At 64.7% G+C, this 25,132-nt stretch carries 25 protein-coding genes; 10 read left to right on the top strand and 15 right to left on the bottom strand.

The window, feature by feature from the left end:
* Window positions 1–145 precede the first annotated feature (145 nt).
* Window positions 146–397: a hypothetical protein gene (locus tag A5780_RS19500; RefSeq protein WP_156769562.1), complete on the top strand. Its 252-nt coding sequence runs from the start codon at window positions 146–148 to the stop codon at window positions 395–397.
* A gap of 64 nt (window positions 398–461) precedes the next feature.
* Here the strand turns inward: A5780_RS19500 and A5780_RS19495 are convergent, their stop codons facing one another.
* From A5780_RS19495 to A5780_RS19465, 7 genes are all read right to left on the bottom strand, one after another.
* Window positions 462–1,331 carry an alpha/beta fold hydrolase gene (locus tag A5780_RS19495; protein WP_064909196.1) on the bottom strand — a complete coding sequence of 290 codons (870 nt, stop codon included), beginning with the start codon at window positions 1,329–1,331 and terminating at the stop codon, window positions 462–464.
* An 87-nt stretch (window positions 1,332–1,418) separates the two neighbouring features.
* Complete coding sequence (locus tag A5780_RS19490; protein WP_064909195.1) at window positions 1,419–2,408, bottom strand: triacylglycerol lipase; 990 nt, start codon at window positions 2,406–2,408, stop codon at window positions 1,419–1,421.
* 184 nt (window positions 2,409–2,592) lie between these two features.
* Window positions 2,593–4,224, bottom strand: coding sequence for an AMP-binding protein (locus A5780_RS19485; protein ID WP_064909194.1), 1,632 nt, complete (start codon window positions 4,222–4,224; stop codon window positions 2,593–2,595).
* Between the two features lie 178 nt (window positions 4,225–4,402).
* Window positions 4,403–5,203 (bottom strand): SDR family NAD(P)-dependent oxidoreductase, encoded by an 801-nt coding sequence (locus A5780_RS19480; RefSeq protein ID WP_064909193.1) that lies wholly within the window; start codon window positions 5,201–5,203, stop codon window positions 4,403–4,405.
* Window positions 5,200–6,126, bottom strand: coding sequence for an acyl-CoA dehydratase activase (locus tag A5780_RS19475; RefSeq protein ID WP_064909202.1), 927 nt, complete (start codon window positions 6,124–6,126; stop codon window positions 5,200–5,202). The genes A5780_RS19480 and A5780_RS19475 overlap by 4 nt, the downstream gene beginning before the upstream one ends.
* Before the next feature lie 53 nt (window positions 6,127–6,179).
* Window positions 6,180–7,520, bottom strand: a complete 1,341-nt coding sequence (locus tag A5780_RS19470) for a 2-hydroxyacyl-CoA dehydratase subunit D (protein ID WP_064909192.1) — start codon at window positions 7,518–7,520, stop codon at window positions 6,180–6,182.
* Window positions 7,521–7,548: 28 nt separating this feature from the next.
* A complete protein-coding gene (locus tag A5780_RS19465; protein ID WP_064909191.1) occupies window positions 7,549–8,721 on the bottom strand; it encodes a 2-hydroxyacyl-CoA dehydratase subunit D in 1,173 nt (390 codons plus the stop codon).
* Between the two features lie 136 nt (window positions 8,722–8,857).
* On the opposite strand from A5780_RS19465, the gene A5780_RS19460 reads away from it, so the two are divergent.
* Both A5780_RS19460 and A5780_RS19455 read left to right on the top strand, forming a co-directional pair.
* Window positions 8,858–9,976 carry a CaiB/BaiF CoA-transferase family protein gene (locus tag A5780_RS19460; protein WP_064909190.1) on the top strand — a complete coding sequence of 373 codons (1,119 nt, stop codon included), beginning with the start codon at window positions 8,858–8,860 and terminating at the stop codon, window positions 9,974–9,976.
* Between the two features lie 91 nt (window positions 9,977–10,067).
* Window positions 10,068–10,910 (top strand): PaaX family transcriptional regulator C-terminal domain-containing protein, encoded by an 843-nt coding sequence (locus tag A5780_RS19455; protein ID WP_064909189.1) that lies wholly within the window; start codon window positions 10,068–10,070, stop codon window positions 10,908–10,910.
* A 33-nt stretch (window positions 10,911–10,943) separates the two neighbouring features.
* On the opposite strand, the gene A5780_RS19450 is transcribed toward A5780_RS19455, so the two are convergent.
* From A5780_RS19450 to A5780_RS19435, 4 genes are all read right to left on the bottom strand, one after another.
* Window positions 10,944–11,180: a hypothetical protein gene (locus A5780_RS19450; RefSeq protein WP_064909188.1), complete on the bottom strand. Its 237-nt coding sequence runs from the start codon at window positions 11,178–11,180 to the stop codon at window positions 10,944–10,946.
* Window positions 11,181–11,426: 246 nt separating this feature from the next.
* Window positions 11,427–12,527, bottom strand: a complete 1,101-nt coding sequence (locus tag A5780_RS19445; protein ID WP_064909187.1) for an acyl-CoA dehydrogenase family protein — start codon at window positions 12,525–12,527, stop codon at window positions 11,427–11,429.
* A complete protein-coding gene (locus tag A5780_RS19440; RefSeq protein ID WP_064909201.1) occupies window positions 12,527–13,672 on the bottom strand; it encodes an acyl-CoA dehydrogenase family protein in 1,146 nt (381 codons plus the stop codon). The genes A5780_RS19445 and A5780_RS19440 overlap by 1 nt, the downstream gene beginning before the upstream one ends.
* 51 nt (window positions 13,673–13,723) lie before the next feature.
* Window positions 13,724–14,155 (bottom strand): SRPBCC family protein, encoded by a 432-nt coding sequence (locus tag A5780_RS19435; protein WP_197521799.1) that lies wholly within the window; start codon window positions 14,153–14,155, stop codon window positions 13,724–13,726.
* A 232-nt stretch (window positions 14,156–14,387) separates the two neighbouring features.
* Between A5780_RS19435 and A5780_RS19430 the strand changes: the two genes are divergently transcribed.
* Entirely contained in the window at window positions 14,388–15,137 is a 750-nt protein-coding gene (locus A5780_RS19430) for an SDR family NAD(P)-dependent oxidoreductase (protein WP_064909185.1), read from the top strand.
* 11 nt (window positions 15,138–15,148) lie between these two features.
* The gene (locus A5780_RS19425) at window positions 15,149–15,937 is read left to right on the top strand and encodes an amidohydrolase family protein (RefSeq protein WP_064909184.1); all 789 of its coding nucleotides are present in this window, start codon (window positions 15,149–15,151) and stop codon (window positions 15,935–15,937) included.
* A gap of 102 nt (window positions 15,938–16,039) precedes the next feature.
* On the opposite strand, the gene A5780_RS19420 is transcribed toward A5780_RS19425, so the two are convergent.
* The 3 genes from A5780_RS19420 to A5780_RS19410 are packed head-to-tail and all read right to left on the bottom strand — an operon-like array spanning window position 16,040 to window position 19,019.
* A complete protein-coding gene (locus A5780_RS19420) occupies window positions 16,040–16,240 on the bottom strand; it encodes a ferredoxin (protein WP_064909183.1) in 201 nt (66 codons plus the stop codon).
* Between the two features lie 5 nt (window positions 16,241–16,245).
* A complete protein-coding gene (locus A5780_RS19415; protein WP_064909182.1) occupies window positions 16,246–17,469 on the bottom strand; it encodes a cytochrome P450 in 1,224 nt (407 codons plus the stop codon).
* A 59-nt stretch (window positions 17,470–17,528) separates the two neighbouring features.
* Window positions 17,529–19,019, bottom strand: a complete 1,491-nt coding sequence (locus A5780_RS19410; protein ID WP_064909181.1) for an aldehyde dehydrogenase family protein — start codon at window positions 19,017–19,019, stop codon at window positions 17,529–17,531.
* 225 nt (window positions 19,020–19,244) lie between these two features.
* On the opposite strand from A5780_RS19410, the gene A5780_RS19405 reads away from it, so the two are divergent.
* The 5 genes from A5780_RS19405 (at window position 19,245) to A5780_RS19385 (ending at window position 24,229) form a co-directional block, all read left to right on the top strand.
* Window positions 19,245–20,387 carry an amidohydrolase family protein gene (locus A5780_RS19405; RefSeq protein WP_064909180.1) on the top strand — a complete coding sequence of 381 codons (1,143 nt, stop codon included), beginning with the start codon at window positions 19,245–19,247 and terminating at the stop codon, window positions 20,385–20,387.
* A 28-nt stretch (window positions 20,388–20,415) separates the two neighbouring features.
* Window positions 20,416–21,378 (top strand): PDR/VanB family oxidoreductase, encoded by a 963-nt coding sequence (locus tag A5780_RS19400; protein ID WP_197521798.1) that lies wholly within the window; start codon window positions 20,416–20,418, stop codon window positions 21,376–21,378.
* A gap of 96 nt (window positions 21,379–21,474) precedes the next feature.
* Window positions 21,475–22,644, top strand: coding sequence for an acyl-CoA dehydrogenase family protein (locus A5780_RS19395; RefSeq protein WP_064909179.1), 1,170 nt, complete (start codon window positions 21,475–21,477; stop codon window positions 22,642–22,644).
* Entirely contained in the window at window positions 22,641–23,816 is a 1,176-nt protein-coding gene (locus tag A5780_RS19390) for a thiolase family protein (RefSeq protein ID WP_064909178.1), read from the top strand. Before A5780_RS19395 ends, A5780_RS19390 begins: the two co-directional genes overlap by 4 nt.
* A gap of 56 nt (window positions 23,817–23,872) precedes the next feature.
* Window positions 23,873–24,229 carry a Rieske (2Fe-2S) protein gene (locus tag A5780_RS19385; protein WP_064909177.1) on the top strand — a complete coding sequence of 119 codons (357 nt, stop codon included), beginning with the start codon at window positions 23,873–23,875 and terminating at the stop codon, window positions 24,227–24,229.
* Window positions 24,230–24,332: 103 nt separating this feature from the next.
* On the opposite strand, the gene A5780_RS19380 is transcribed toward A5780_RS19385, so the two are convergent.
* The gene (locus tag A5780_RS19380) at window positions 24,333–25,124 is read right to left on the bottom strand and encodes a FadR/GntR family transcriptional regulator (RefSeq protein WP_082976571.1); all 792 of its coding nucleotides are present in this window, start codon (window positions 25,122–25,124) and stop codon (window positions 24,333–24,335) included.
* Between the last annotated feature and the right edge of the window lie 8 nt (window positions 25,125–25,132).

The raw sequence follows: 25,132 nt of genomic DNA, 5'->3' as shown, positions 1-25,132 counted from the left end.
GCGTGTGCTGCTGCGGTCTCACAGGGCGCAGTCGCGAAAACATCCGTGCGCCGAAATTCCTCCTATGGGGGACGGGCATGCCCCATAGGAGGGATGTGGCGAACGGCAGATTGCCGGAGCATGGATCTGATACCGAGGAGCCTCGATGAAGCAGCTACCGAGAAGCGTATCAGCGATGCAGGCGGCACGGTGGTGTCCGTCCGAAGGGCATGTGCACCTGCGTATCTGGCTGGCCGACGTCGCGCTCGACTACACCGCCACCGCGGAAGCCGCGCGCAACATCATCATGGACTGGGCGCGAAGACGCTGGTGCACAATAGAATTGGTCCTCACCACGATAGAGCATTGCGACGTCATGCCCCGATTGCCGTGTGAGCGTCTCTTTCTCGGCCCTTGAGGCCCTCCGATCTCTGGTATCCATCGCCGCCCGGCCGAAACGAAGGCCGCGATACCAGCGCGCCTCAACTCAGCTTCCGATCGATCCAGGCCAGCAGATCGGCGAATACCTCGTCGCGGTTGGTCTCGTTGAAGATCTCGTGGCGGGCGCCGTGCCACACCTTCAGCGTGATGTCGGTCAGCCCGGCCTGCTCGTATCGCTGCACCAAGGCGTTCACCAACGCGAGTTCGCCGTTCACCGGATCTTTATCGCCCACAGCGATATACAGCGGCAGATCCGCGCGAATCGACGCGACGTATTCCGCGGCGGCGACCGAGACCGCCCCGCCTACCATGCCCTTCATTCCCGCGATATCGAGCCCGAAACCGCACAGCGGATCGGCGAGATAGGCGTCCACCTGCGCCTCGTCGCGACTGATCCAGTCGAATTCGGTTCGTGGCGAAGGGATTCCCGCGTTGAACATCGACAGATCGACCGGTGCGTCGAGGTCCAACGGGAGCAGATCCAGGGCGGCGGTGCCCGACAGCACCACGGCATCGACCTCGGCGCTGTGCTCGGGCAGGAACTGTTGAGTGGCGAAAGAACCGAGGCTGTGGGCGATGAGCACCAACTTCAGTCCCGGATTCGCGGTACGGGCATTGCGCGCCATTCGGCCGACATCGGCCACCAGCTCGATCCAGCCGTCGGCGCCGATGGCCCCTGGTTCCTGACCGTCGAGCAGTGTCGCGCCGTGGCCGCGATGATCGTGCGCATAGACGACGAAGCCGCAGGATGCCAGTATCTCGGCCAACGGTGTATAGCGCAATGCGTGCTCACCTACGCCGTGCACGATCTGGGCGATCGCCCGGGGGGTCCCCTGCGGGTCCCAGCGGTAGGCGGCGACGGTCAGACCGCCGCTGCTGTGAAAATCGACGCGTGTGGGTTGCTGAGACACTGTGCACTCCTCTCGAGCCGAGCGCTCGACTCGTTGTTTCCGACAGCCGCGCACATGCGACCGGGATGAAACGCCGACGGACAGCGGTCAGCGGTCGTACAGCTCCGCATATGCCGGCAGCGGCTTCTCGGCGGGAACCCAATTCCTGGTATCGAGCAGTCCGAACATCAAGGCCGACACCGTGTGGGTGAACGTCGTATAGCCCGCGGGGTCGAAGCCGGGCAGTGTCGCCTGCCCGCACACCGACCGGTCCACCCGGCTCGGATCGGCGGGCCCGGGATGGCCGAGCGCGTCCAGAACCAGGGCGTAGGCCACCGGGTCGAAGACCAGCATTCCGTGATCGGCCAGATGGCCGGGGCACACCTGCTGAACCATGATCGTCCGTCCACCGCGCATCGAACCGGCCTGCGGCTGCGGCAAAACGAGTTCATCCTGCACGGTCTGGATGGAGGTGAACGCCGGTCCGTCCGGTACGGGCGCATTGGCGAAGGCCCGCGTCACATGGGAACGAGTACCCATTTGCCAAGCGATCGGCGCACACGCGCCGCCTGCGCACAGACTGTCTGCCACCGCGCTGCCACCCAGCGGACCGGCGATCGGGATCACATCGGAGGTAACGGCAGCCACCTGTGGCCAGAATTTCGCGATCCACGCCGCCATCGCACCGCCCTGGCTGTGCCCCACAATGCCGATCGGCCGGCCGGATACCCGATGGGCCTGCATCGCCGCGTATGCCGCATACTCGGCCGAGACCGCGAAATCACCGAGCGCCCGGTCCGGAAGCTCGACGGTGCACCACCCATAACCCGCTGTGGGAAGCGCCTTTTCGTAATTCCAGGACCAGATCTCGTCCGGCGTGCCACCGGTTCCGGGAATCAGCAGCACCGTTGGCCGGCCGGACCGCGCGCCCGAGTCACACCGGACCGCAGCGCGCAGCCTCTCCTGGCCAACGGTGAACTCGTGCGCCGCCACCACAGGGAATCCGACTTCCGGATCGTCCGCCGAACCCGGCGGCGTGGTCACGCAGAGCATTCCCAGCCCTGCGGCCACGGTGGCGACGAAACGAGCCAAACGCATACTTCACTCCACACATCGTCGGACCGAGCCGGGCGACGGCCTTCGATGGCTCTGGAGCGCCCGCTCAATGTGACTGCCGTCACAAACTGGCCTTACTATATGTATGGTCAGTCCAATAATCAAGGTGTAGCAAGGTTTGGTTAGACCTTCGTGCCTTATTTCGGCATGGGCTGCGATGAATTGGTCAGTCGGTGACCGGCGTCAACGATGACGCCGGGACCAGGCGCCCCGAGGCGATATCGTCCTGGACACGGAACTTCTGGATCTTGCCCGAGGGCGTCATCGGAAGTTCGGTGGTGAAGTACCACAGCGATGGCGTCTTGTGTGCGGCGATTCGTTCGCGGCACCAGAGCTTCAAATCCGCCACGTCCGGCGGATTGTCCGGATCCTCGGCGCGCAGCACCGCCCCGATCCGCTCACCCCACTTCTCGTCGGGCACACCGACGACGACCGCTTCGACCAACGCCGGATGCTGAAAGAGCAGTTCCTCGATTTCGCGCGGGTAGATGTTGAGGCCACCGCGGATGATCATGTCCTTGAGGCGGCCGGTGATTCGCAGGAATCCCCGGCCGTCCATGGTGCCCAGATCGCCCATGTGCAGCCAGCCCTCGGCGTCGATCGCCGCAGCGGTCTCCTGGGGCATATCGGAGTAGCCGAGCATGTTCTGGTAACCGCGGCAACAGATTTCGCCCTGCTCGCCGATCGCGACAATGTCGCCGGAGACCGGGTCGATGATCTTGACCTCGAGTTCGGGCAGCGGCTGACCGACGGTGGTGGCCTGGTCGACCGGATCGTCGGTGATCCGGGTCTGGCTGATCACGCCGTGCATTTCGCTCTGCCCGAACAGGATGGTGAATCGGCAGCCGAGCCGGGCGATCACGCGCTCGACCAGTGCTTGCGGAACGGCGGCGGCGCCGGACATGATCGTGTGCACACTGGACAGATCACGCTTGTCGAAATCCGGATGTTCGAGCAGCGCGATGAGCATCGTCGGGACCATCAAAGAGTGTGTGCCCCGGTAGGTTTCGAGCATCTCGAGCATGAGCGCGGCATCGAATCCGGGCAGCACCACATACGTCCCGTGCGCGGCGAAGGTACCGAGTTCGGTGACTCCCCCGCCGCCGATGTGGTACATCGGCATCGCGTTGACGCATACCACCGGCCCCGCTCCGCCGGCGCGTTCGAAGACGAAGGTCGCCTCGTTGACGATTCCCTTGTGATGCAGCAGCGCGCCTTTGGGGAATCCGGTGGTGCCGGAGGTGTATTGGATCTGCACCGGGTCGGTGGGTGACACGGCGGGAAGTTCCGCGGCCGGATCGGCGGTGGCGAGGAATTCCTGCCACCGGCCGGTCGGCACCACCTCGCGCAGGTCGGGAAGGGCTGCGGCGATCTCGCCGAAGACGCTGTGCAGGTCCGTCCCGCGATAGCTCTCGCGGAAGAACAGTCCGGCGGCACGTGATTGGCGCAGGATGTATTCGAGTTCGTGCGCCCGGTAGGCGGGGTTGATGCCGACCACCACCATCCCGGACATCGCGACCGCCTGCTGCAGGATCACCCAGTCCGCACTGTTGGGAGCCCAGACCGCGATCCGCTCGCCGGGGACGAAATGCGTGAGCAGTGCCCGGGCGACGGCCTCGACGTCGGTGAGCAGTTCGCGGTAGGTCCACTCCCGGCGGCCGGCCGGATCGGGGGTGCCGTCGACGAGTGCCACCCGGTCGGGCACCGTGGCCGCGGCCTCACGGAGCAGATCACCGAGCGTGATGTCGCGAACGCCCGTGCTCGTCGAGGCCGGCCAGAAGGATTGTGTGAGGGTCATCGTGCGATCCGCCTTCGGCTGTGCGGTGTGAATGATGCTGTGAATTCGTATGCCACGAGGGGTGGCGCGGCGCTGACGAGGTATGGCGCCGGTCACATCGAATGTAGTACGAATCCAGCTCTAATATCAACAGAATTGTCAAATATTCTAATGTTCAGACCATAACGCCGGGCGGTCGTCATCCCGCCGAGATACCCCCGTTGGGGCTCACCGCTTGGCCGGTGATCCGACGAGCCTGGGGACTGCAGAGAAAAATGATGAGCTCGGCGACATCGACCGGTTCCGCAACGCCGAGAGATGCTGCGCGAGCGGCCTTTTCGAAGAGTTTGGCGCTGAACGGCTCGGCCATCACGCGGTCGTAGGCGCCGGTGTCGCGGATCAAGGACGGTGTGACGGCATTGACACGCACACCGTCGCGTTTGGCCTCCATGGCCAACGTCTTGGTGAAGGAGACAATGGCCGCCATTGCGGCGCCCAGGACCGACTCACCCGGCGTCGGCACCTTGGCGGCATCGGACGCCACATTGACGATGGCGCCGCCGCGTTGCGCACGCATATCCGGCAGCACCGCACGGCACATGTTGATCGGCCCGAGCGCCTGCTGCAGCAGAATGTCGGGCACGTCTCCCGGAGCCGTGTCGTGGAAGAGCCGCGGCGTGAACGAGCTGGTCGTGCTGTTGATCAGAATGTCGGCGCTGCCCAGCCCGGCGCGCAGTTCGTCGGTCACCCGCCCGGCTTCGGCCGGATCGTTCACATCACCGGCGACGAACAGCGACCACACGCCGGGTGCGAGGGAGCGGATATGCGTTGCGGCCTTCTCGCCGCGTTCGCGATTGCGTCCGACCAGCCCGATCCGCTGCGTTCCGGCCGCGACGAATCGACGCGCGACCTCGAGGCCGACACCGCTGGTGCCGCCCACGATGTACACCGTCGACTCGGCGGTAGCCGGTATTCGGATCTCGGTCGTCGGCTGATTCATCGGATACTCCTTCGCAGTTCGAGTGTTGTCGGCCCGCGGTGCGGTGCGTGATCGAGTTGGCCGTCGCATTCCTGACAGTGCGGTGTCGCGGCGGAAGCCATTGCCGCCACATGCTTTTCGGCCGCGCCGTCACGATCCGCGGGAGATTGCGCAGCGCCGAGGTATTCATCCCGGGCGAGCAGGCCGGCCCCGTAGGCACCGGCGATCTGAGGCTGCTCGAGCAGTTCGACCGGCCCGCCGAGGGCCCGCGAGACGTAGTGCAGGGCGGCCGCGTTCTTGGCCACCCCACCTGTCATCACGGCCGGTGGCGCCTTACCCACCTGCGCCACCAGTCCGAGGGTGCGCGCCGCGACAGCCTTGTGCACCGACGCCGCAATATCGGCTTTCGCTCGACCCTGCGCCAGCAGCGAAATAACTTCCGTCTCCGCGAAAGTCGCGCACATGCTGCTCACTTCGAGGTCGTCGGAACCGGAGAGCGCCAGCTCCCCCACCTCGCCGACGTCGACTTCCAGCGCCCGGGCCAGCACATCGAAGAAACGCCCGGTCCCGCTGGCGCAGCGGTCGTTCATGGCGAACCGATCCACCAGGCCCTCGTCGTCGACGATGATGGCCTTGCTGTCCTGTCCGCCGATATCGATCACCAGCCGCACCCCCGGCCGCAGGGCCGCCGCACCGCGGGCGTGACAGGTGATCTCGGTGAAGCTGCGGTCGGCGCCGGGAACCAGTTTGCGGCCGTAGCCCGTACTTATCGTCCGGCGGATGGCGTCGGACCGCACCCCGGCGGCACCCAGCGCACCGTCGATGGCGCGGGCGACCGCGGCCGGACTCACCGCGCCCATCTGCACGACATCCGCACCGCAGAGGGCTCCGGTCGCATCGACGACGACCGCTTTGGCCGTGGTCGAGCCGAGGTCGACGCCCATGACGAACCAGTTGCCGGTAGTCACGACGCACTCCCGCACATACCGGTCATCGCCTACACCACCGACTTCATTCGCTGGACGTCGATGGCTTCCAGCATGGCCTCGAGCCGGCTGTCGAACAGTTCGTCGTTGTAGAACGAGGCGTCGGCGACGTCGCCTTCGAAGAAGAACGACTTCACGCCGCGCTCTTGTTCGGCGGTGCGGGCGAGCATCGCCTGCGGGTTGGTCATCGCGCGGCAAGTGCGGGTCGAGTGGAAGGCGATGCCGTCGATCGCGTATTCGTCGAGACGACGCAACAACAACTCCTGCAAATTCTTCAGACCGTGGTTGAGCGGGCACAGCAGATAGTGCTGCGCCATTCCGAGCAACGGATTGTCGGGATCGATGAGCTGCGGCTCCTGCCAGAAGGATTCATGGGTATAGCGGCCGGCGACCACGGCCACGTCGTACTCGGCGAACTTGCGGGTGAGGAAACCGAGCTTGTTCCAATTCATGATGCCGTCGAAGTACACGCGATAACGCTCGTCGGCCACCGCGCTCACACCGTCGGCGAGCCGCTGTTCGATTTCGGCCTTCACCCCGGCGAAATAGTCGACGAGAGCCTGGTTGCCGGGCAGGAAATTGATCGGCGCGATACTGGCCACCCAGTCCCAGTAGGTCGCCGGAGTCGGCGCCTGCGCGCACAACGCCATCCCTTCCAGACGCAGCTCGGAGGCGCGCTTGATGTAGAACATGCTCTCGCTCAACGCATCCCAGTCGAACGGGTGGCCGGTCTGGTGTTCGAGGAAGCCGATCAGCTCCCGTAGCTGCCCTTCCACATACCGGCTCACCTCGGTCCACTCTTCGCCTCGCATATATCCGGCGTCGGGCTTGTTTCCCCACAGCATCGGCATCGACACGTTGAACAGCGGAAGTTTGCGGTCGAAGACCCGATAGGTCATCGCGTCCCACTGCTGACCGGTGCTGCAGCCGGCGTAACCGTTGACGAAGAAATCCGGCGCGGGCAATTTGGCCGCCAGCTCCTGTTGATCGACCATGCCGACCACCCCGGTCGACTGCCCACTGACCGTTTGATGCGTCAGCACGGCACACCCCAGATGCGTTCTCGCATAGGAGCACAGCTCGCCGATGTAGCCGTATTCGGCACCCGCCGCCTGCGCGGGCCCCTCCAGGTGTTGGGCAGCCAGGCGGGCGGCGAACGCCTCGCCGTGGCACCATTCCAAACCGGCTGCCTGGAACAACGGGTTCATCGCGGCGCCGTTGTACCAGACGACATGTTTGCCCCGCTCTTTGGCGGTGAAGATGTTGTCCCAATAGTCGGCCACCATGCGCCCACCCGCTCGGGTGCTGCTCAGCCGGTTGGCCTTCTCGGCATTGGATTGTTGAGTCGTCATGGCGAATTCCTTTGTGCGTAACGAATATTCAGGACCGGACGCCCGCCGGTTGGCGACGAACGCGTTCGACGAACGTCTCCACCCGGGTGCGCAGCGTTTCGACCGGATTGCCCTCGTGTTCGGTTTCCAGCAGCAGCAACGGAATTCCGTGCGCCTCGAGGGCCTTGCGCAGCTCGGGGTAATAGAGCATGTGCGGCTCGCAGAATTTCGCCATCAGCACGACGACACCGTCGCTGCGGCTGCTGCGGAGCGAGTCGATCAGGTAGGTGTCCCAGTCGACGTCGGTGGTCACCCGGGTCGGGCAGGGCGCGGTCCGGTTACGGTCGAGATACCACTGCGACAACGCCTGCAGCGGATCGCCGGACTGCGGCACATCGGTGGAGATGTAGCGGAACCCGGTGTAGAGATCGTCGTCGACGACGAGGGCGCCCGATTCCTCTATCACGTCAAGGATTTCCGGTCGCGGAGCGTGACAGAAATGTCCCGACAGATGAAGACGAACCAGATCGCCGCGGGGTGGCGCGGCCGGATCGAGCTGTGCCAGTAGCCGTTCCAACAGCGCCGTGTGTTCTTCGATATCCATCACCATGCTGGATTTGATCAGCACCTGCATATCGGAAGCGGTGATACGGGCCCGGCCGGAGCGGCGCACGTCGTAGAGGCCGCGAAGCAACCCCCGGTTCTCATTGAACAGCGCGATACTCGCCGCCAGCGCCGACGTCGTGATCTCGGTACCGAGGACTTTTTCGATCTCCTGTTTCAGTTCCTCGATTCGACCCTCGACCCGCGGTTTGGTCCACGCATCGTCCATCGCGCTGGTGAACTGGGCGAAATGCACCGGCTTGTCGGGCCGCGCCCAGCGAATTACGTCGACCGCGCCGAGCAGCTGCACACAGTGATCGGCGGCGACGAACGCGTCGAAGATATCGAGGCTGCCGCGCGCCGCCTGGTCGGCCACGCTGCGGGTATAGCCGCAGTAGAACTCGGCCAGCAGGCTGCGGCCCTCGGTGATCGGGGTCGGATCGTCCTGGATGATCACCGGTAGCGCGCCGGCCGCGTGGACCAGTTCGGCCGGAAAGTTCATCGGGAACGACGCGATCGCCATCCCTCCGCGCCGCGCCTTCCATCCTTGCGCATATGTGGTCGGATCGTCGGTCACCGCGCGCAGTGCCGACATGACCGTCGGATCCAGTTCGCTCATATTCAGCCCCTCGGCCTCGTGGACGGTCGCACCGCAGACGCTCGACGGGCGTCGCCGCAACCTGATTCAGATGATACGTTATTTGATAGATCGTAGCCAGAACTGTCAAACGACGGAAGAGTTTCAGGAGGATTCGATGGAGCGTGTACTCACCGGCCTACGTGTGGTCGAACTGGCCGGCATCGGTCCGTCACCACACGCCGCCATGCTGCTGGCCGATCTCGGCGCCGATGTGGTACGCATCGAAAAGCCCGGCGGCGTAACACAATTGGTTCCGGTGGACAAGGACGCGGTGCTGCGTAATCGCCGTTCCGTCAGCGCCGATCTGAAGAACCCCCAGGACTTGGCCACAGTGCTGAATCTGGTCGAGAAGGCAGACGTGTTGATCGAGAGTTACCGGCCCGGTGTGGCCGAACGACTCGGGATCGGCCCGGATATCTGCGCCGAACGCAACGCACGGCTGATCTACGCCCGGGTCACCGGTTGGGGTCAGGATGGGCCACTGGCGTCCCGAGCCGGGCACGACATCAATTACCTGGCCCTCAGCGGTGCGTTGAACGCCATCGGACGCCCGGGCGAGCGACCGCTCGCGCCGCTCAATCTGGTCGCCGACCTCGGCGGCGGTTCGATGCTGGCCGTGCTCGGCATACTCGCGGCACTGCACTCACGCACCCGGACGGGAACCGGCCAGGTGCTCGACATCGCGATGGTGGACGGGGTGAGCGCGCTGATGTCGATGTTCTGGACCCTGACGGAGAATGACCTGTGGTCGCCCGAGCGCGGCGCGAACGTCATCGACGGCGGGGCCCCGTTCTACGACACCTACGAATGTGCCGACGGGCGGTATATCGCGGTCGGCGCCGTCGAACCGGTCTTCTACGCCCGATTGCTCATCGGCCTCGGTCTCGACGCCGCCGACCTTCCCGACCAGTACGACCGGAGCGAATGGCCCAGCGTCCGAGACTGTTTCGCACGTATCTTCCGTACTCGCGAACGCGACGCGTGGGCGGCCACGTTCGCTGATCTCGACGCCTGCGTAACACCGGTGCTGTCGCTGGCCGAGGTTCCCCATCACCCGCAGATCACCGCGCGCGGCACTGTGGTCGAGGCCTTCGGTCAGCGACAGCCCGCGGCGGCACCACGTTTCGCCGATATGCCCGGCACGACGTATTCGGCGCCCCGAATCCCCGGCGCCGATACCGTATCCGTCCTTCGAGACTGGTGCGGAGACCACGGCAACAGATCGGGGCGTTGACGACGGACGTGTGATCGCGCGAGAACCGGAACCCCGCACGATGGGTGGGCCTCGCTCGCATCGCATCGCACCGTTGCGCGACGATGGGCGTATGACCGACGCCGATCAGCCGACCTCCGCGAAGGACGCTCCATCGACCCGCAGCGCACGGTCGGTGCTCATCACCGTGCTCGGTGAGCTCGTGGAACCGTATGGGCAGCCGGTCCGCACCGCGGCGCTGCTGTATGTCATGAAAGGGCTGGGTTTCGGCGCGCACGCGGGCAGGCAGGCCATCGCGCGCACAGGATCGTCGGGGCTGATCGCCGCGCGCCGCGACGGACGCGAAACACTGTGGACCCTCACCGACAAGGCGCATCGCCTGTTCACCGAGGGGGATGTGCGCGTGTTCTCCACCGATATCGACACCACCCAATGGGACGGCCGGTGGCTCGTCGTCAACGTGCCGATCCCCGAGTCACACCGCTCGACGCGTAAGAAACTCTATGCTGCGCTGCGCTGGGCGGGTTTCGGGAACCCGACGCCCGGCGTATGGGTCACCCCTCATAGCGGACGCGCCGCCGAGGCGGCGAAGGCGATCGATGCCCTCGGCTTGAACGCCAACACGGTGTCGTTCATCGGAACGACCGCTGCCGCAGGAATTTCCGAAGAAGAATTGGTGCGGCGATCCTGGGACCTCGACGCTGCGGAGGACGCCTACGACGCGCTGCTCGAGCGCTTCGATTCGCACACCTTCGGATCGGATGACGAACTGCTGTTCAACCACGTGGAACTCGCGGACGCACTGCGCCGTATGACCTATGTCGATCCTCGGCTACCGGAGGTTCTGCTGCCCGACTGGCACGGACAACGCGCAGCCAAGCGGCTGCGCGACCTCCGGGCGGAATGGACGCCGGCCGCGCATGCTCGCTGGCGTGATATCGCCCGTCTCGAGTGATGGGCACGCCGGAAGCAACCCGCAGTTGTCCGATCATCCGGGGAGCGCGTGCGCCTGGAAGAAATCCCAGGAGATGCGGGTGGCGTCGATAGTGTGGGCAGTGGCGCCGACGAAATTCGTCTCCCCGACGAGGTCCGAATCCCCGCTGTGACGCCTCGTCGTTCGCCGGTTGGCGATCGCCAGCTCGATGGCGGTATGCATCCGGTACGGCCGGCGCAGGAGCACGGCCGCCCACGCGAGCGGCAGTTGCAGATCGGGATCGGCGGCCATGCGTGATCGACTGCCTCGCTGAGCATGTTGGTTCGGCGACAGCGGTTTCCAGCAGGGAGGTCAGCAATTCGAGCACGAGCGCATCGAGAACATTATCGGTGAGATATTCGCCGATGGCCTGATGCCGACCCGAGGACTGGCATCGGGTCACCGACGCCGACACCCCCGGAATCCCCATCAGATTTCGGTGCGGCGGTCGTACCCACTCGGCGCGATCAAGTCCGATTGTTCGGCCAAAGCCTCCGGTCAAATCTCGCGCAGGTGTGTTCTTGCACCACTCAGCGGCCATATTGCGCGCAGCAGATCGCGCACGGCGCCACCATCGGTTACCAGAGCCCACGCAGCGTCCGGCCCGGTGTCCACGACCGCATCCGTCAGCAACCGGTCCCACCGCGCGACCGATCCGAAGTCGGCCCGCCACGCCAGGACAGGGTTGGTGTATCGGTGGAGATCGTGCTCGAAGGTGGTACCGATCGCGCCGTGGATCTGGTGGGCGTTGCGAACCACCGTCGAGGACGCATGTCCCGCACACGATTTGGCCACCGCCACCACGAACGCTGTGCGGTCGTCGTCCCAACCCTTCCGCTCCACATGCGCGACGGCCGCATCGGCGGCCGCCCGAGCGAGGGCCGCCTCGGCGGCGATCGCACTGACGAGTCGTTGTACGGCTTGAAATTTCGCGAGAGACCGCCCGAACTGCTCGCGGCTCGACACATGGGCGAGACACAGGTCGGCGATTCGTTCCATGGCGCCGCAACTCTGGAGAACCCGAGCCAGCGCACCACGCAGCAGCATCGTCTCGGCCGTGCCGGAAGGCACCGGCGACCACGTCACCGCGTCGATCCCGATCGTCACGCCGTCGCGCGGTTCGTTGGCGAGATTCTGTCCGCAACGTACATCGACACTAGTCGCCGGAACGTCGGCGACCACCCAGTTCGTTCCGTCGTGCCGAAGGGCGACCACGAACTCGGCATGCCGAGCCCACGGCACAGCGGCGGAAGAGCCCGAATCACTGATCACGCACGCGGTCCGCAGCCCCGGCGTCATCGGCAGACCGGCTGTTTCCAGGAGCCATCCCGCAAGCATGTCGTGCTCGGCCACCGGGTTCGGAACCGCGGCGGCCGCTGCCACGCCCAGCAGTGCCGATGCGGCGTACCAGTCGGCGCCGCTACCGCCGTGGGATTCGGAGCCGGTCAGCCGGGTCAGCCCGAGTTCGTCGAGGACCTTCCACAGGTCTCGATCGAACTCGACGCACGCGCCGGGAACCGTGTGCCGGTTCGGATGTGCGGCGAAGACCGAGTCGAACATCGCGACCAGTTCATGATCGATCGGCTGCGTGGAATTCATCACCGTAGTCCTAGTTCTCGTGCCACGACTCCCTCGAGGATTTCAGTCGTGCCACCCCGCAGGGTGAAACCGGGCCGCTGTAATACGGCGAGGTCGACCAATTCCCGATATCGGCGGGTCGCATCGCTTTCCATGTCACGATCCAGCAGAAGATCTGCGTACTCGGCGATATCGCCTTCCGTCGCCGTGCCCAGCAACTTCACAGCGGCAGCCGCGCTGTCGGCGCGCTCGCCGCGCTGCAACGCTCCGGCCACTGCTGCGGACATGTGATGCAGGCCGGTGATGCGAGCCATCAACCGACCTATATCGCCGCCGGCTCGGTGGTCGCGACCCGCGCTCGCCGCGAGCAGGGGAAAGGTGGACAGGAACCGCTCGGGGCCGCTGCGCTCGAACGCAAGCTCGGCGGTTACTTGATGCCACCCGTGACCGATCGTGCCGAGCACCATACTGTCGGGAACGAATACGTCGTCCATCACCACCTCGTTGAAATGATGGTTTCCCGTCATCGAGACGATGGGGCGTATGTCGACTCCGGCCGATCGCAGATCGACGATGAACTGACTCAGCCCCGCGTGCCGGGCCGTCGCGTTCTTCGGCGCGGTCCGCGCCAGCGCGAAGAACGCATCCGCGCGGTGAGCGCCGGAGGTCCAGACCTTGGTCCCGCTGAGTCGCCACCCGCCGGTGACCCGCACCGCCTTCGTGCGCACGCTGGCGAGGTCCGAACCGGAATCGGGTTCGCTCATCCCTATTCCGAAGTAGCACTCGCCCCGGGCTATGGCGGGCAGAAAGCGATGCTTCTGCTGCTCCGTTCCGAATCGCATGAGCGCGGGCGCGATCTGCCGATCCGCGATCCAGTGCGCCGCGACCGGAGCGCCCGCAGCGAGGAGTTCTTCGGTGACGACGAAGCGTTCGATATGCGAGCACCCATGCCCCCCGTACTCGACGGGTATTGTCATTCCGATCCATCCCCGCGCCGCCAGGCGCCGGGAAAACTGCGGATCCCAATCGGTGAGCCAGGTGTCTATCCCTGGTGTGAAGACTCCCTCATCCAGGCATTCACGCAGGAAGGTACGGACCTCACGCCGGAGGGCCGCATGCTGTTCCGCCTCCCCGACCACCCGCGGCAGCAGCCGTTTCGGATTCACGTCGATCTCCTTCACATACCGGTGTTATGTCGTCGCCGATGGTCGAAGCCCTCACTCCCGACCGGGGCGTAGAACTTCTCCGATCTGCTCCAGCCCACCCTCATACATGCCGTCGACGGCTTCCTTGAGTCCGGCTCCCTCGGCCTCGCTGTCGGCTCGGAATCGGGCAGTCCACACAACAGTGCAGCCGCCGTCGGTCGCCGCGGAGACCGCGAAGCGCGAGCTGAACTCCTTCAGCACCAACGGTCCGTCGATGTAGTCGTATGCGTAGAAGTACTGCTCGTCGTTGTGCTCGGTGATGCGTTCACGCGCCTGCCCCGCGCCGCCCTCCAATTCCGCATAACGGATGTCGCCGTCCATCCACGACTTTTTCACGGCCGGCAGCCACTGATCGATCCGACCAGGCGTACCGCACAGTCGCCACACCTGGGCGGCCGGGTAGGGGTAGTGCGCAGTCTGGTTGATCTCGAATTCCACGCTCATCTTCATCTCCTTTATTGCGCTGCAACCGATTTGGCTTCACGTCGTCGCCCGGATCGGGTCTCTCGGCAGTGGGCGTCGCATGCGAGCAGAGGGGGCTGGCGCTCATCCGTCGCGCCGTTTAACATGGCAAATATAATCATATTATTTCTGGATCGCAAGCGCTCGGACGAGTCCTCGAGTCGCGTTCCGATCGCGATCCCAGCCCACACAGAACAACCGAAAGGATCAATCGATGGACCTGCGACTAGCCGGCAAGGTTGCGATAGTCACCGGCGCGAGTCGAGGGCTCGGAAGAGCCGCCGCGCAAGCGTTGCTCGACGAGGGGGCCTCGGTGCTACTCGTTGCCCGGTCACGGGAGCCGCTCGAGAAGCTGCGTGCCGACTATCCGCGACACACGGCGGTGCGTCCGTGCGACATGCGCGATATGGGTGCTGTCGCAGCACTGGCGGAAGCGGCGGTCGACGCCTTCGGGCGCCTCGATATCGTCGTCAACAATGCCGGTATAGCGCCCGCCGGCCGATTCGACGAACAGTCCCAGGACGTGTGGGACGAGGTCTTCGACGTCAACGTCCGCGCACCGGCCATCCTGACGCGCGCGGCCGCGCGATATCTACTGCCACAGGGTTCGGGCAAGATCATCAATATCGCCAGCACATCAGGGATCAAGGGAAAGCCGACGTTGGTCGCCTACTCCTCGTCCAAGGGCGCGGTACTGCAGTTCACGAAGGCGCTGTCGGGTGAATGGGCGAAGAAGGGCATCCAGGTCAACGCCATTGCACCCGGCGCCTTCGTGACCGATGCGCAGAGCGCGGTTACCGAATCGCCGGACATTCTCGCGAAACGGCTGCGAAAGATCCCCGCCGCCCGGATGGGCGCGCCGGACGAGTTCGGGCCTCTGGTGGCCTACCTTGCCTCCCCGTTGTCCGATTTCGTCACCGGTTCGGTCGTCGTCATCGACGGCGGCGAAGTCAGCCGGCTCTGAGAGGAACAGTCGTGATCATCGATGCGCACACCCACATCTGGCCGGATTCGGTCGCCCGGAAGGCCCTCGCCGGATCGGTACCCGATCTCGAGCGCCGCGGCGACGGCACACAGGACGGCCTGAAGAAGTCGATGGCCGCAGCCGGAGTCGATCGGTCGGTCTGCTTGGCGGTCGCCAACAACGGCGCCGCGGTCGACAAGGCCAACCGGTTCTCGGCCTCACTCGACCCCGGCCACTTCCTCGGCTTCGGCTCGGTTCACCCGGATTTGACGCCCGAAGAGAATCTCGCCAGCCTGCGGCGGCACGGGTTGAGGGGAGTGAAAATCCATCCGTTCTTCCAGCGCTATGCGCTGGACGACGAGCGGCTCGCACCACTACTCGACGCGATGCAGGGCGAGTTCGCGGTGATCATTCACATCGGCTCCATCAGCACAACGAACTCCGAAGGTATCTGCAGCCCGGGCATGCTCGCGGATCTGGTGCGGAATTTCCCGCGACTCGACGTCATCGCGTGTCACTTCGGCGGGTACCGGCAATTCGAAGCTGCGGCGGAGATCGTCATCGGTCTGCCGGTGTACGTGGATACGTCGTGGCCGCCCAGCCTCGCCGAACTCGATCCCGGGGAAGTTCGCAAGATCATTCACAAACACGGGACCGAACGTGTCGTGTTCGCATCGGATTGGCCGATGGCCGACCAGGCCCGCGAGATCCGGGCAGTCCGCGAACTGGGTCTGGCCGACGACGACGTCGATCAGATTCTCGGGCTGAATCTCGCACGCCTGCTGGGCCTTTCGAGCTGAGCCGAGACGACTACGGCCTGGAGAGCGCGAGCGCTCTCCAGGCCGTAGTCGTTCACTCAGAGCTGTGACCGCCGCGGGCGCCGCCGCCCGCGGACACCGCGGTCAATCTTCGCTCAGGACAATTGCTCCTTCAGGACAACTGTAGGCACCCAGCCGCGCCGACTCCTCATGCCCCGGTGCCACTTCGCGTTCCACATCGCGGTTCGCCGAGTAGCCCTCGTCGTCGGGTGCGTAGACATCCTCGGCAACCGAATAGCACCGGCCGTGTCCGGTGCACAAATTTCCGTCGACCCTCAGCTTCATTGCGATCAGCCTTTCGCCTCGTCATCGCGATCGAAAGTGATCTCGAGCGATGTCGTCGTCCGTAGTTGCCCCGTTTCGGTCTTCGCCGAAGTTCCTTCGGTGATATGGAAATTCGGGACTCGACGCAGGAATTCTTCGAGAGTTACCTTGAGTTCGAGCCGGGCGAGATGAGAGCCCAGGCAACGGTGCGGCCCCATGCCGAATGCCGAATGCACCACACCTTTCCGATGAATATTCAATGTGGTCGGGTTGTCCGTCGTTTCCGGATCGCGCGACACCGCGGCATAGTTCAGCGCGATCCAGTCGCCTTCTCGAAGTTCGAGATCACCGAGCTTCGTATCCCGGGTGACATAACGCGCCGGTGCGACGACGGGCGCAAAAAGTCGGACGAATTCCTCGACCGCCTGAGGAATCAGCGCGGGATCGTCGTGCAGTTCCTTCCGCACCTCCGGGTGCTGGGCAAGATAATTCACCGCCGCCGTCATGGCGTGGGTCGTCGTAGCCAGACCGCCGAAGACAAGGTCCAGCACGATCGCGACCTTGTCCTCCCACGGAGCGGGGGTGCCGTCTTCCCGCGTGACACCAGCGTTGACGATATCGATCACGTCGCCGCGAGGCGGCTCCGTACTGCGTTGCGCGAGATAGGAGTCCAGATAGTCGTTCACCTTCTGGAAGTATTGCGGGCGTTCTTCCAACGGCCCGAAGGTGCCCTTGTCGATCCCTTCGAAGAGTTCGGGCAGATCCTCCTCCGGTACTCCCATGACGCAGCGGAAGAACACCATGCCGGGAAGGTGCGCCGAGAAGTCGCGAACGAAGTCGCATTGCTCCTTGTCTTCGAAGCCGTCGATCAGCTCGTTCGCAATCCGGCGGATCTCCTCTTCGAATTCCGCGACAGCAGTCGGCGAGAAGTACGGGTTGAGGACCTTGCGCCACTTGTCGTGGTAGGGAGGGTCGGACTCCTCCGGCAGAATGGTCGGCGTTCCCTCCGGCCTGTTGAGCGCGTATCCCTTGGCGGAGCTGAATGTCCGCCAATCCTGCGCGGCCTTCTTCACATCTTTGTAGGTGTTGATCACCTTATAGCCGTGTCCGGTTGAACTATGTGCGACCGGGCATTTGGCTGCCATTTCGTTCAGAACCTCGTCGAAGCGTTCATTGAACTCTCGATCCTCGAAGTCGAAGTCCGTGAACATATCTCGCTTGAACGGCTGAACGGGTGGGTTCTGTGTCATCAGAGTGACCTCCTTGTCGAATTACTGACGTCTGAAAAAGATCATTGATTCGAGCAGCGCTATCCCGAGTACGCGCCGCTCAGCAGGATCTGCTTGATCTCGGTGAATTCGAGAATCCCTTCGGCGCCGCATTCACGCCCCCACCCGGACTGTTTGACGCCACCGAAGGGTTCGGTCAGCGAACAGCCGGCGAGGTTGAGTGCCACGCCGCCGGACCGGATCCGCAGCGCGATCTCGAGCGCCGCGTCACGGTCGCGGGCGTACACCGATGCGGCGAGCCCGAAATCGGTGTCGTTGGCGATCCGTATCGCGTCGTCGATGTCGTCGTAGGCGATGACGACGATGATCGGGCCGAAGACCTCCTGCTGCGCGATTTCCATATCACTGGTGACATCGCGCAACAGGGTGGGCTCGAAGTAGTAACCGCGAGTGATCCCATCCGGCCGTTTGCCACCGGCCGCGACCACCGCCCCCTGCTCGATCGCGCGGGCCAGCATCCGTTCGGTGCGTTCGAGAGCGCGCTTGTTTGCCAATGGACCGAGATCGGTGTCCGGGGCGAACGGGTCACCGACCTTGATCGCGGTGAACGCCTCGGCGAGCTTGTCGACGACCTCGTCATACCGCTTGCGAGAGACCAGAATCCGGCTGAGGGCGACGCACACCTGGCCGCACCCGCCGATCGCCCCCGGAACCAGCGTCGCCAAGACCTCATCGATGTCGACGTCGTCGGCGATGATCGCAGGTGACTTTCCGCCCAGTTCCAGACCGGTACGCGCCAGCCGCTCCGAGGTCTGCTTCACAACCTCCTTCGCCACCGCCGTGCCGCCGGTCATGTGGACCATGTCGATACCCGGGTGCGCGACCAGATATTTACTCGTCTCCAACTCCGCCGCGAGACCACTGATGACGCCCGCCGGAAAACCGGCGGCCGCGGCGGCGTCCATGATCAGTCGCGAAGTCAGTTGCGACTCCGGCGCGAACTTGACCACGACGGTACATCCCGCGAGCAGCGCGGGGATGACCTTCATACCCATCAACGGAACCGGGCCGTTGTAGGTCAGGATTGCGAGCACCGTTCCGATCGGACGATGCTGGACCAGCACCTCGCTGGTGGCGTTCGTGCGCGTCTGCTCCCAAGCCAAGCCGGGGGCGATCTCGATAGCGTGGCCCCAAATCGCCCGCCCGGCACCGGAGTTGATCATCTCGCCGTGTGCGCGCGTGTATCCGGATTCGAACATCCACGCGCGGTTCAACGCATCCAGTCGCGTTTCGAGCTCATCGGCGAAGGCGCGACAGATTTTCGCCCGCTGTTCAGGCGACATGCGCGGCCAGGGGCCTTCGTCGAATGCCGCCCTGGCTGCGGCGACAGCGGCGTCGGCGTCCACAGCACCGGGTGCGGGCACGGTCGCCACGACCTCCTCGGTGGAGGGCATCACCACATCGATCGTTCCGGTCCCCGCCGGATCGACCCACTCCCCCGCGATGAACACCTTGTCGAGCGCGGGCACGTCGACATCGAGCGTGCGTGCGGTTGCGGCAGTAGTTGACATCTTGACCTCTCGAATTCGTTCTCCGTGCAACCAGATTGTGACGGAGACAACACTTTAATGGGTATAACATAGTCATGTTTTACGAACAAGACAAGTGCCTCGACCGCCGATCTGCCGACGGATCCACTCCCGAGCCACCCGAGTCTCGACAACCCCCAACACCGACTGTAATGTGCATAACATACACCTATTTTCCGCACTGTAGCCGAAGCAAGGAAACCCGCCATGACCACCGCATACGAAGCCATCCAGGCCGATAGGCAGGAGACGAAACTCGCGATTATCGACTCCGACGTTCACCCCTACATGGACAAGGGGCTGGCGACGTTGGTGCCGTACATGAGCAAGGCATGGCAACAACGCCTAGGCATCGGGCTTTCCGACGATTGGGCAGCGGGGTACGCGACGTCTCAGTTCCACCTGCCGCTCGATTACCTCTACATCAACTCGTCCGGAGGTATGCGCGGCGACACCGCACGACCGGGGATGGCGCCGGCGACCGATCCCGCCTTCACCGCCGCGCAACTGCTCGACGGCCGCGGCATCGATCGGGCGATTCTGCTGTCGGGCCACTTGCTGGGCCTCGGAGCCATGCCCGACCCGCAGGTGGCAGCCACCATCGCCGCCGCATACAACGACTGGATGTGTGAGCGCTGGCTCCAGTTCGACCGGCGCTACCGCGGCGGATTGGTCATCGCCCCACAGGATCCGGAACTCGCGGTCAAGGAGATCGACAGGGTCGCCGACCGCCCGGGAATTGTCGAGATCTTCATGCCTTTGCACGACATTCTGATGGGCGAGAAGCACTATTACCCCATCTATGAAGCCGCGCAACGCCACGGACTGCCCATCTGCGTACACCCCAGTGGCACCGAGAACGTCTACGCTCGCGCACCCCGCATGGCTGGAACTCCGACCTACTACATCGAGTGGCACGCCCTGCTCGGCCAGATCCATCAGGCAAACACCGCAAGCCTGCTGTGCCACGGGGTGTTCGAACGCTTCCCCGAGCTGAAGGTCGTCATCGCGGAGGGCGGTATCGCATGGATTGCGGAACTGACCTGGAAGCTCGACGCGGACTGGCACGGGCTGCGCGATGAGATCCCTTGGGTCAAGCGCCATCCGAGCGACTACCTCAACAGCAATATGCGGTTCACGACGCAGCCGTTCGTCGAACCGCCCAAGCGTCAGCATCTGACCGCACTGATGGACATGATCAATGCCGAGCAGGTGTTGATGTTCAGCTCCGACTACCCGCATTGGAATTACAACGACCCGGTCAATGCCCTCGCCGGGCTCCCGGAAGATCTGCAGCGCCGGATCATGTTCGACACCCCGCGGGAGTTCTACGGTGACCGCATCAATTGAGCAGAGTGCCTCGACGCTGAGGAATCTGATGATGACTACGAACGATCCGGAAGTCGACCTCCGACTTGTGGTCGGCAACCGGCGAATGCTGACATCCGACATTGTTGCCCTGGATCTGACCTCCGAAACGGGTGCCCTACTTCCTTCGTGGGCGCCCGGCGCGCATGTGGAGATGAAGCTCGACAACGGACTGGCCAGGCAGTACTCGCTGTGCGGAGATCCCGCCGATCGCACGACCTGGACGGTCGCCGTGTTGCGCGAGCCGAACAGCCGCGGCGGTTCGGTCTACATTCACGACGAACTCCACACCGGGGCGACGGTCGACTGCCGCGGGCCGCGCAACAACTTCCCGCTCGAGCCGGCCAGCATGTACAAATTTGTCGCCGGCGGTATCGGCATCACTCCGATCCTGCCCATGATCCGCGCGGCGGAGGCGTCGGGCACCCCGTGGAGCCTGCTCTACGGTGGACGCTCACTGCAGTCGTTGGCCTTTCGTGACGAACTGGCCCGCTACGGCGAGAAGGTGAAGCTGCACCCACAGGACACCGAAGGGCTGCTCGACCTGGCGGCCGAACTGGCGGTTCCCGAACCCGATGTCGCGGTCTACTGCTGCGGCCCGGAACCGCTGCTCGCCGCGATCGAGGAGCATTGTGAAAGTTTTTGGCCCGCAGGCGCATTACACGTCGAACGATTCCGCGCGGACCTTCCGGACCTCAGCGGCGCGCGCCCGATCCGGGTGGAACTCGCCCAATCCGGCACGACCGTGACCGTTCCCGCGGACAAGAGCATTCTCGCGGCGTTGCTCGAGGTGGGCGTCGAGGTCGACGCATCGTGCGAAGAGGGCACCTGCGGGACCTGCGAGGTGGTGGTGCTCGAGGGCACCCCGGAACACCACGACGTGGTGTTGACCGAGAGTGAGCGCGCCAGCGGTGAATGCATGTTGATCTGCGTCTCCCGCGCCAAAGGCGACTGCCTCAGGTTGGACCTGTGAATCCCGTTCCAGGACGCGGACAGTGCCCACTCCGGTGCATTCGGCGCAGTGCAGCCGGGCCGGCCTGTTCAGTACCTGTGTAGAGAAGGAAAACGAATGTCATTCGAATTGGATCAGACGTATCTCGATATCCGCGAGGAGGCGATCGCCCTCGCGGCTGCGGTCGAACCGCTGGCCGTGGAAGCCGACGCGATGAGCACAGTGCACGAGGGTGTGCACAAGATGCTCGCCGACAGCGGTCTGTGGGCGCTGATGGTGCCGGCCAGATGGGGAGGGCGTTTCGACTCCGTGGACCCGCTGGCCGTCAGCATTGTGCGCGAGGTGCTGATGGGCACCTCCGCCCACCTGGATTCGCTTTTCGCCCTGCAGGGCATCGGCAGTTTCGGCCTGGCGCGAGCGGGCAGCGACGCCTTACGCGACCACTGGCTGCCCAAGGTGGCGTCCGGGGAGGTTCTCGCTGGACTGGGGCTCACCGAGCAGGACGCTGGTTCGGACCTGAAGAATATCGTCACCGAGGTTCGCCGCGACGGCGACCGGCTGGTTCTCAACGGCAACAAGTCGTTCATCTCCAACGGCGGCGCCGCCGGGTTCTACTGTGTTCTGGCCCGCGAGCACGCCGGGCTGAGCCTGTTCCTCGTGCCCGCCGACGCGCCCGGCCTGGAGATCACGCCCACGCCGGAAATCATCGCCCCCCACATCCTCGCCGAACTTGCTTTCAATGATGTGGAAGTGGACGAGACCAACCGGATCGGCGAGAGCGGCCACGGGCTCGAGCATGTACTCGCGACCCTCGCGGTCTTCCGCGTCTCGGTCGCGGGTGCCTCGATCGGCCTGGCCGAGGCCGCCCTGAAAGAGGCAGCGCGGCACGCGGGTACCCGGGTCCAGTTCGGACGACCGCTGGCCAAACTCGGTGCGGTCGCCGACATGCTCGGCAGCTCCTGGGCCGAACTCGAGGCCGCTCGTCTGCTGACCTACCAAGCGGCCGATGCGGCGCGGATCGACCCGGCCGCATCCCTGCACCTCAGCTCCATGGCGAAATTGGTCGCCAGCGAGACCGCCGGACGCATCACCGACCGGGCGGTGCAGATCTCCGGCCGCTTCGGGCTCGTCCGTGATTCCAAGCTCGAACGGCTCTACCGGCAGGCCCGCCCTATGCGGGTCTATGAGGGGTCCTCGGAAATTCTCCGGCTCGGCATCTCCAAGGAGCTCGTCAGCCGAGTGTCGGCGGCCGGAACCGATTCAGCGACATTGGGAGTCGTGCGATGAGAAAACCCGACGCCGCGCAGGACGCCGTCATCATCGAGGCCGTCCGCTCGCCGGTGGGGCGAGGGCACGCGGAGAAGGGGGTGTTCCGCAACGTCCACCCTGCCGATCTGCTGGGTCAGTGCTATCAGGGAGTTCTGCAGCGAGCCGGTATCGATCCGGCCCTCATCGACAATGTGATCGCCGGCTGCGCCAACCAGATCGCCGAACAGTCCTCCGGGATCGCCCGCAGCGCGTGGCTGCAGAAGGGGCTCCCCGCCGGCACCGGTGCCACAACGGTGGACATCCGCTGCGGTTCGGGCCAGCAGGCCGCACATTTCGCCTCGTCATCGATCCGGGCCGGGATCGACCGCGCCGTGATCGCGGCTGGGGTAGAACACATGGGCCGCAACGGGTTCCGGGTGAATCAAGGCGCACAGGAACACTGGGGCCAGGCGTTCACAGCCGAGTTGCGCTCCCGCTACGCGCTGGTATCCCAGGGTGTCGCGGCCGAACGACTGGCCGACGCCTATCGAATCAGCCGCGCCGAGATGGACGAATTCTCCGCACACTCGCACCAGCGCGCTGCGGCGGCTGCCCGAGATGGACACCTCGCTCGGGAGATACATCCCATCGATGCCGACGGCGTGAAGATCGACGCCGATCAGGGTATCCGGCCCGATTCGACACCGGAGGCCTTGGCGACACTGAAGCCCGTCTTCGCCGAAGACGGGAAGGTCACCGCCGGCAATTCCTCGCAGATCTCCGACGGTGCCGCGGCGATATTGCTCACCAGCGGGCAGTTCGCACAAGAGATGGGGCTGCGGCCGCGTGCGCGCGTGGTGGACCAGGTAGTACTCGGCGTTGATCCGGTCGAGATGCTGACCGGCCCGATTGTCGCGACCAAGCGCATCCTCGAGCGAAATGATCTGCGCATCCACGACATCGATGCGATCGAGATCAACGAGGCCTTCGCGTCGGTGGTGCTCGCCTGGCAGCGCGAGTTCCAACCGGATATGAGCCGACTCAATGCTTGGGGCGGAGCGATCGCGATCGGGCATCCGCTGGGCGCCACCGGTGCTCGGTTGCTCACCACGATTGTCAACCGACTGGAGCACACCGATTCCCACCTCGGTCTCGTCACCATTTGCTGTGGCGGCGGCCTCGGCACCGCCATGTTGATCGAGCGCCTCTGACGCGCCGCAGTCCCACCCCGCAGGGCGATCCCCTGCCCCATGACTGGAGTACAAGAATGACACGCCATGTAATCGGCAAACCGGAAGACTTTCCCGGCGATACGCGCTGCGTCGTCGATATCGACGGCGTGGAGGTTGCCGTCTTCAACGTCGACGGCACCCTTCACGCGATGCGCAACACCTGCCCGCACAAGGGCGCGCCGCTGTGCACCCACGCGCCCACGGGGATGATGCTCGAAAGTGCGCCGGACACCTACGAATGGGGACGGGACGGCGAAATCGTGCGCTGCCCCTGGCACGGCTTCGAATTCAACCTATCGGACGGGAAGTCTGTTCTCGCCCCGCGATTGAAACTGCGCGCCCGGGTGTACGAGATCCGCGTCGAAGGTGAGGACGTCGCGGTGTACGCGTGAACCGAACAGCGGCTCGATACGAAGCGGCCGGCCGGATCGATCGTTCTCGATGGATCCGGCCGGCCGCTTCGGGATGAGTTGATACGTGACGTCGTAGCACGGGTCAGAGCCCGTAGAGCTCCCACGTCACCACTTGACTCATCACGTCAGGAAATTTCTTGTCGTAGTATCGCCCCGCCTCGGCGATGTGCTGCTGCATCGCCTTTCCCGCTTCCTCGACCTCACCCTCGGCGATCGCTTCGCAGATCGCCTCGTGCACGGCGAGAACCGACCGGCGCGCACTCCGGGTGAACTGCACCCCTAGCGGCGCGCCGTCGAGAATCCAGTCGAGCGAATTCGATACGTAGGTAATCAGCGGGTTCTTCGTGCCGTCGGCGACCAGGCTGTGGAAGTTGTGGTTCTCTTCGAGGAAAACGACCTCGTCGTCGAGGTTGGCACGCATCGTGGCCACCGACTCCTTCAAGGCGACGACCGTTTCTCCGCTTCGACGTGCCGCACACAGCGATGCCGCGATCGGCTCGAGGTATCCCCGCATCTCGACAACCGACGCGAACGTGGTTTCCGAGAACTGCATCAGCAGCGCGAGGGTACTGGCGAGGTGCCGTGAGTTGGGGGCGGCGACCACCGGCCCACCACCCCGGCCCGCCCGAACCTCGAGTACCCCGAGTAGTTCGAGTATTCGCAACGCTTCCCGGAGCGTGCTCCGCCCGACGCCGTAGCCGGCACACATCTCCGGCTCCGGCGCAAGCGGATCCCCAGGGCGCAGCTTGCGATTGCGGATCTCCTTGACGATCCGCTGCGCGATGACTTCGGAGCGTTTCGGCGGCATCCGGGGCGCATAGGCATGCGGTGTCATGTCGTGCACGGTGGTGGCACGGCTAGTCCTCGGCTGCATCCGACGCT

The organism is Nocardia sp. 852002-20019_SCH5090214, assembly GCF_001665865.1.
Taxonomy (GTDB): domain Bacteria; phylum Actinomycetota; class Actinomycetes; order Mycobacteriales; family Mycobacteriaceae; genus Nocardia; species Nocardia nova.
This window is presented reverse-complemented; position numbering and strand designations above follow the sequence as displayed.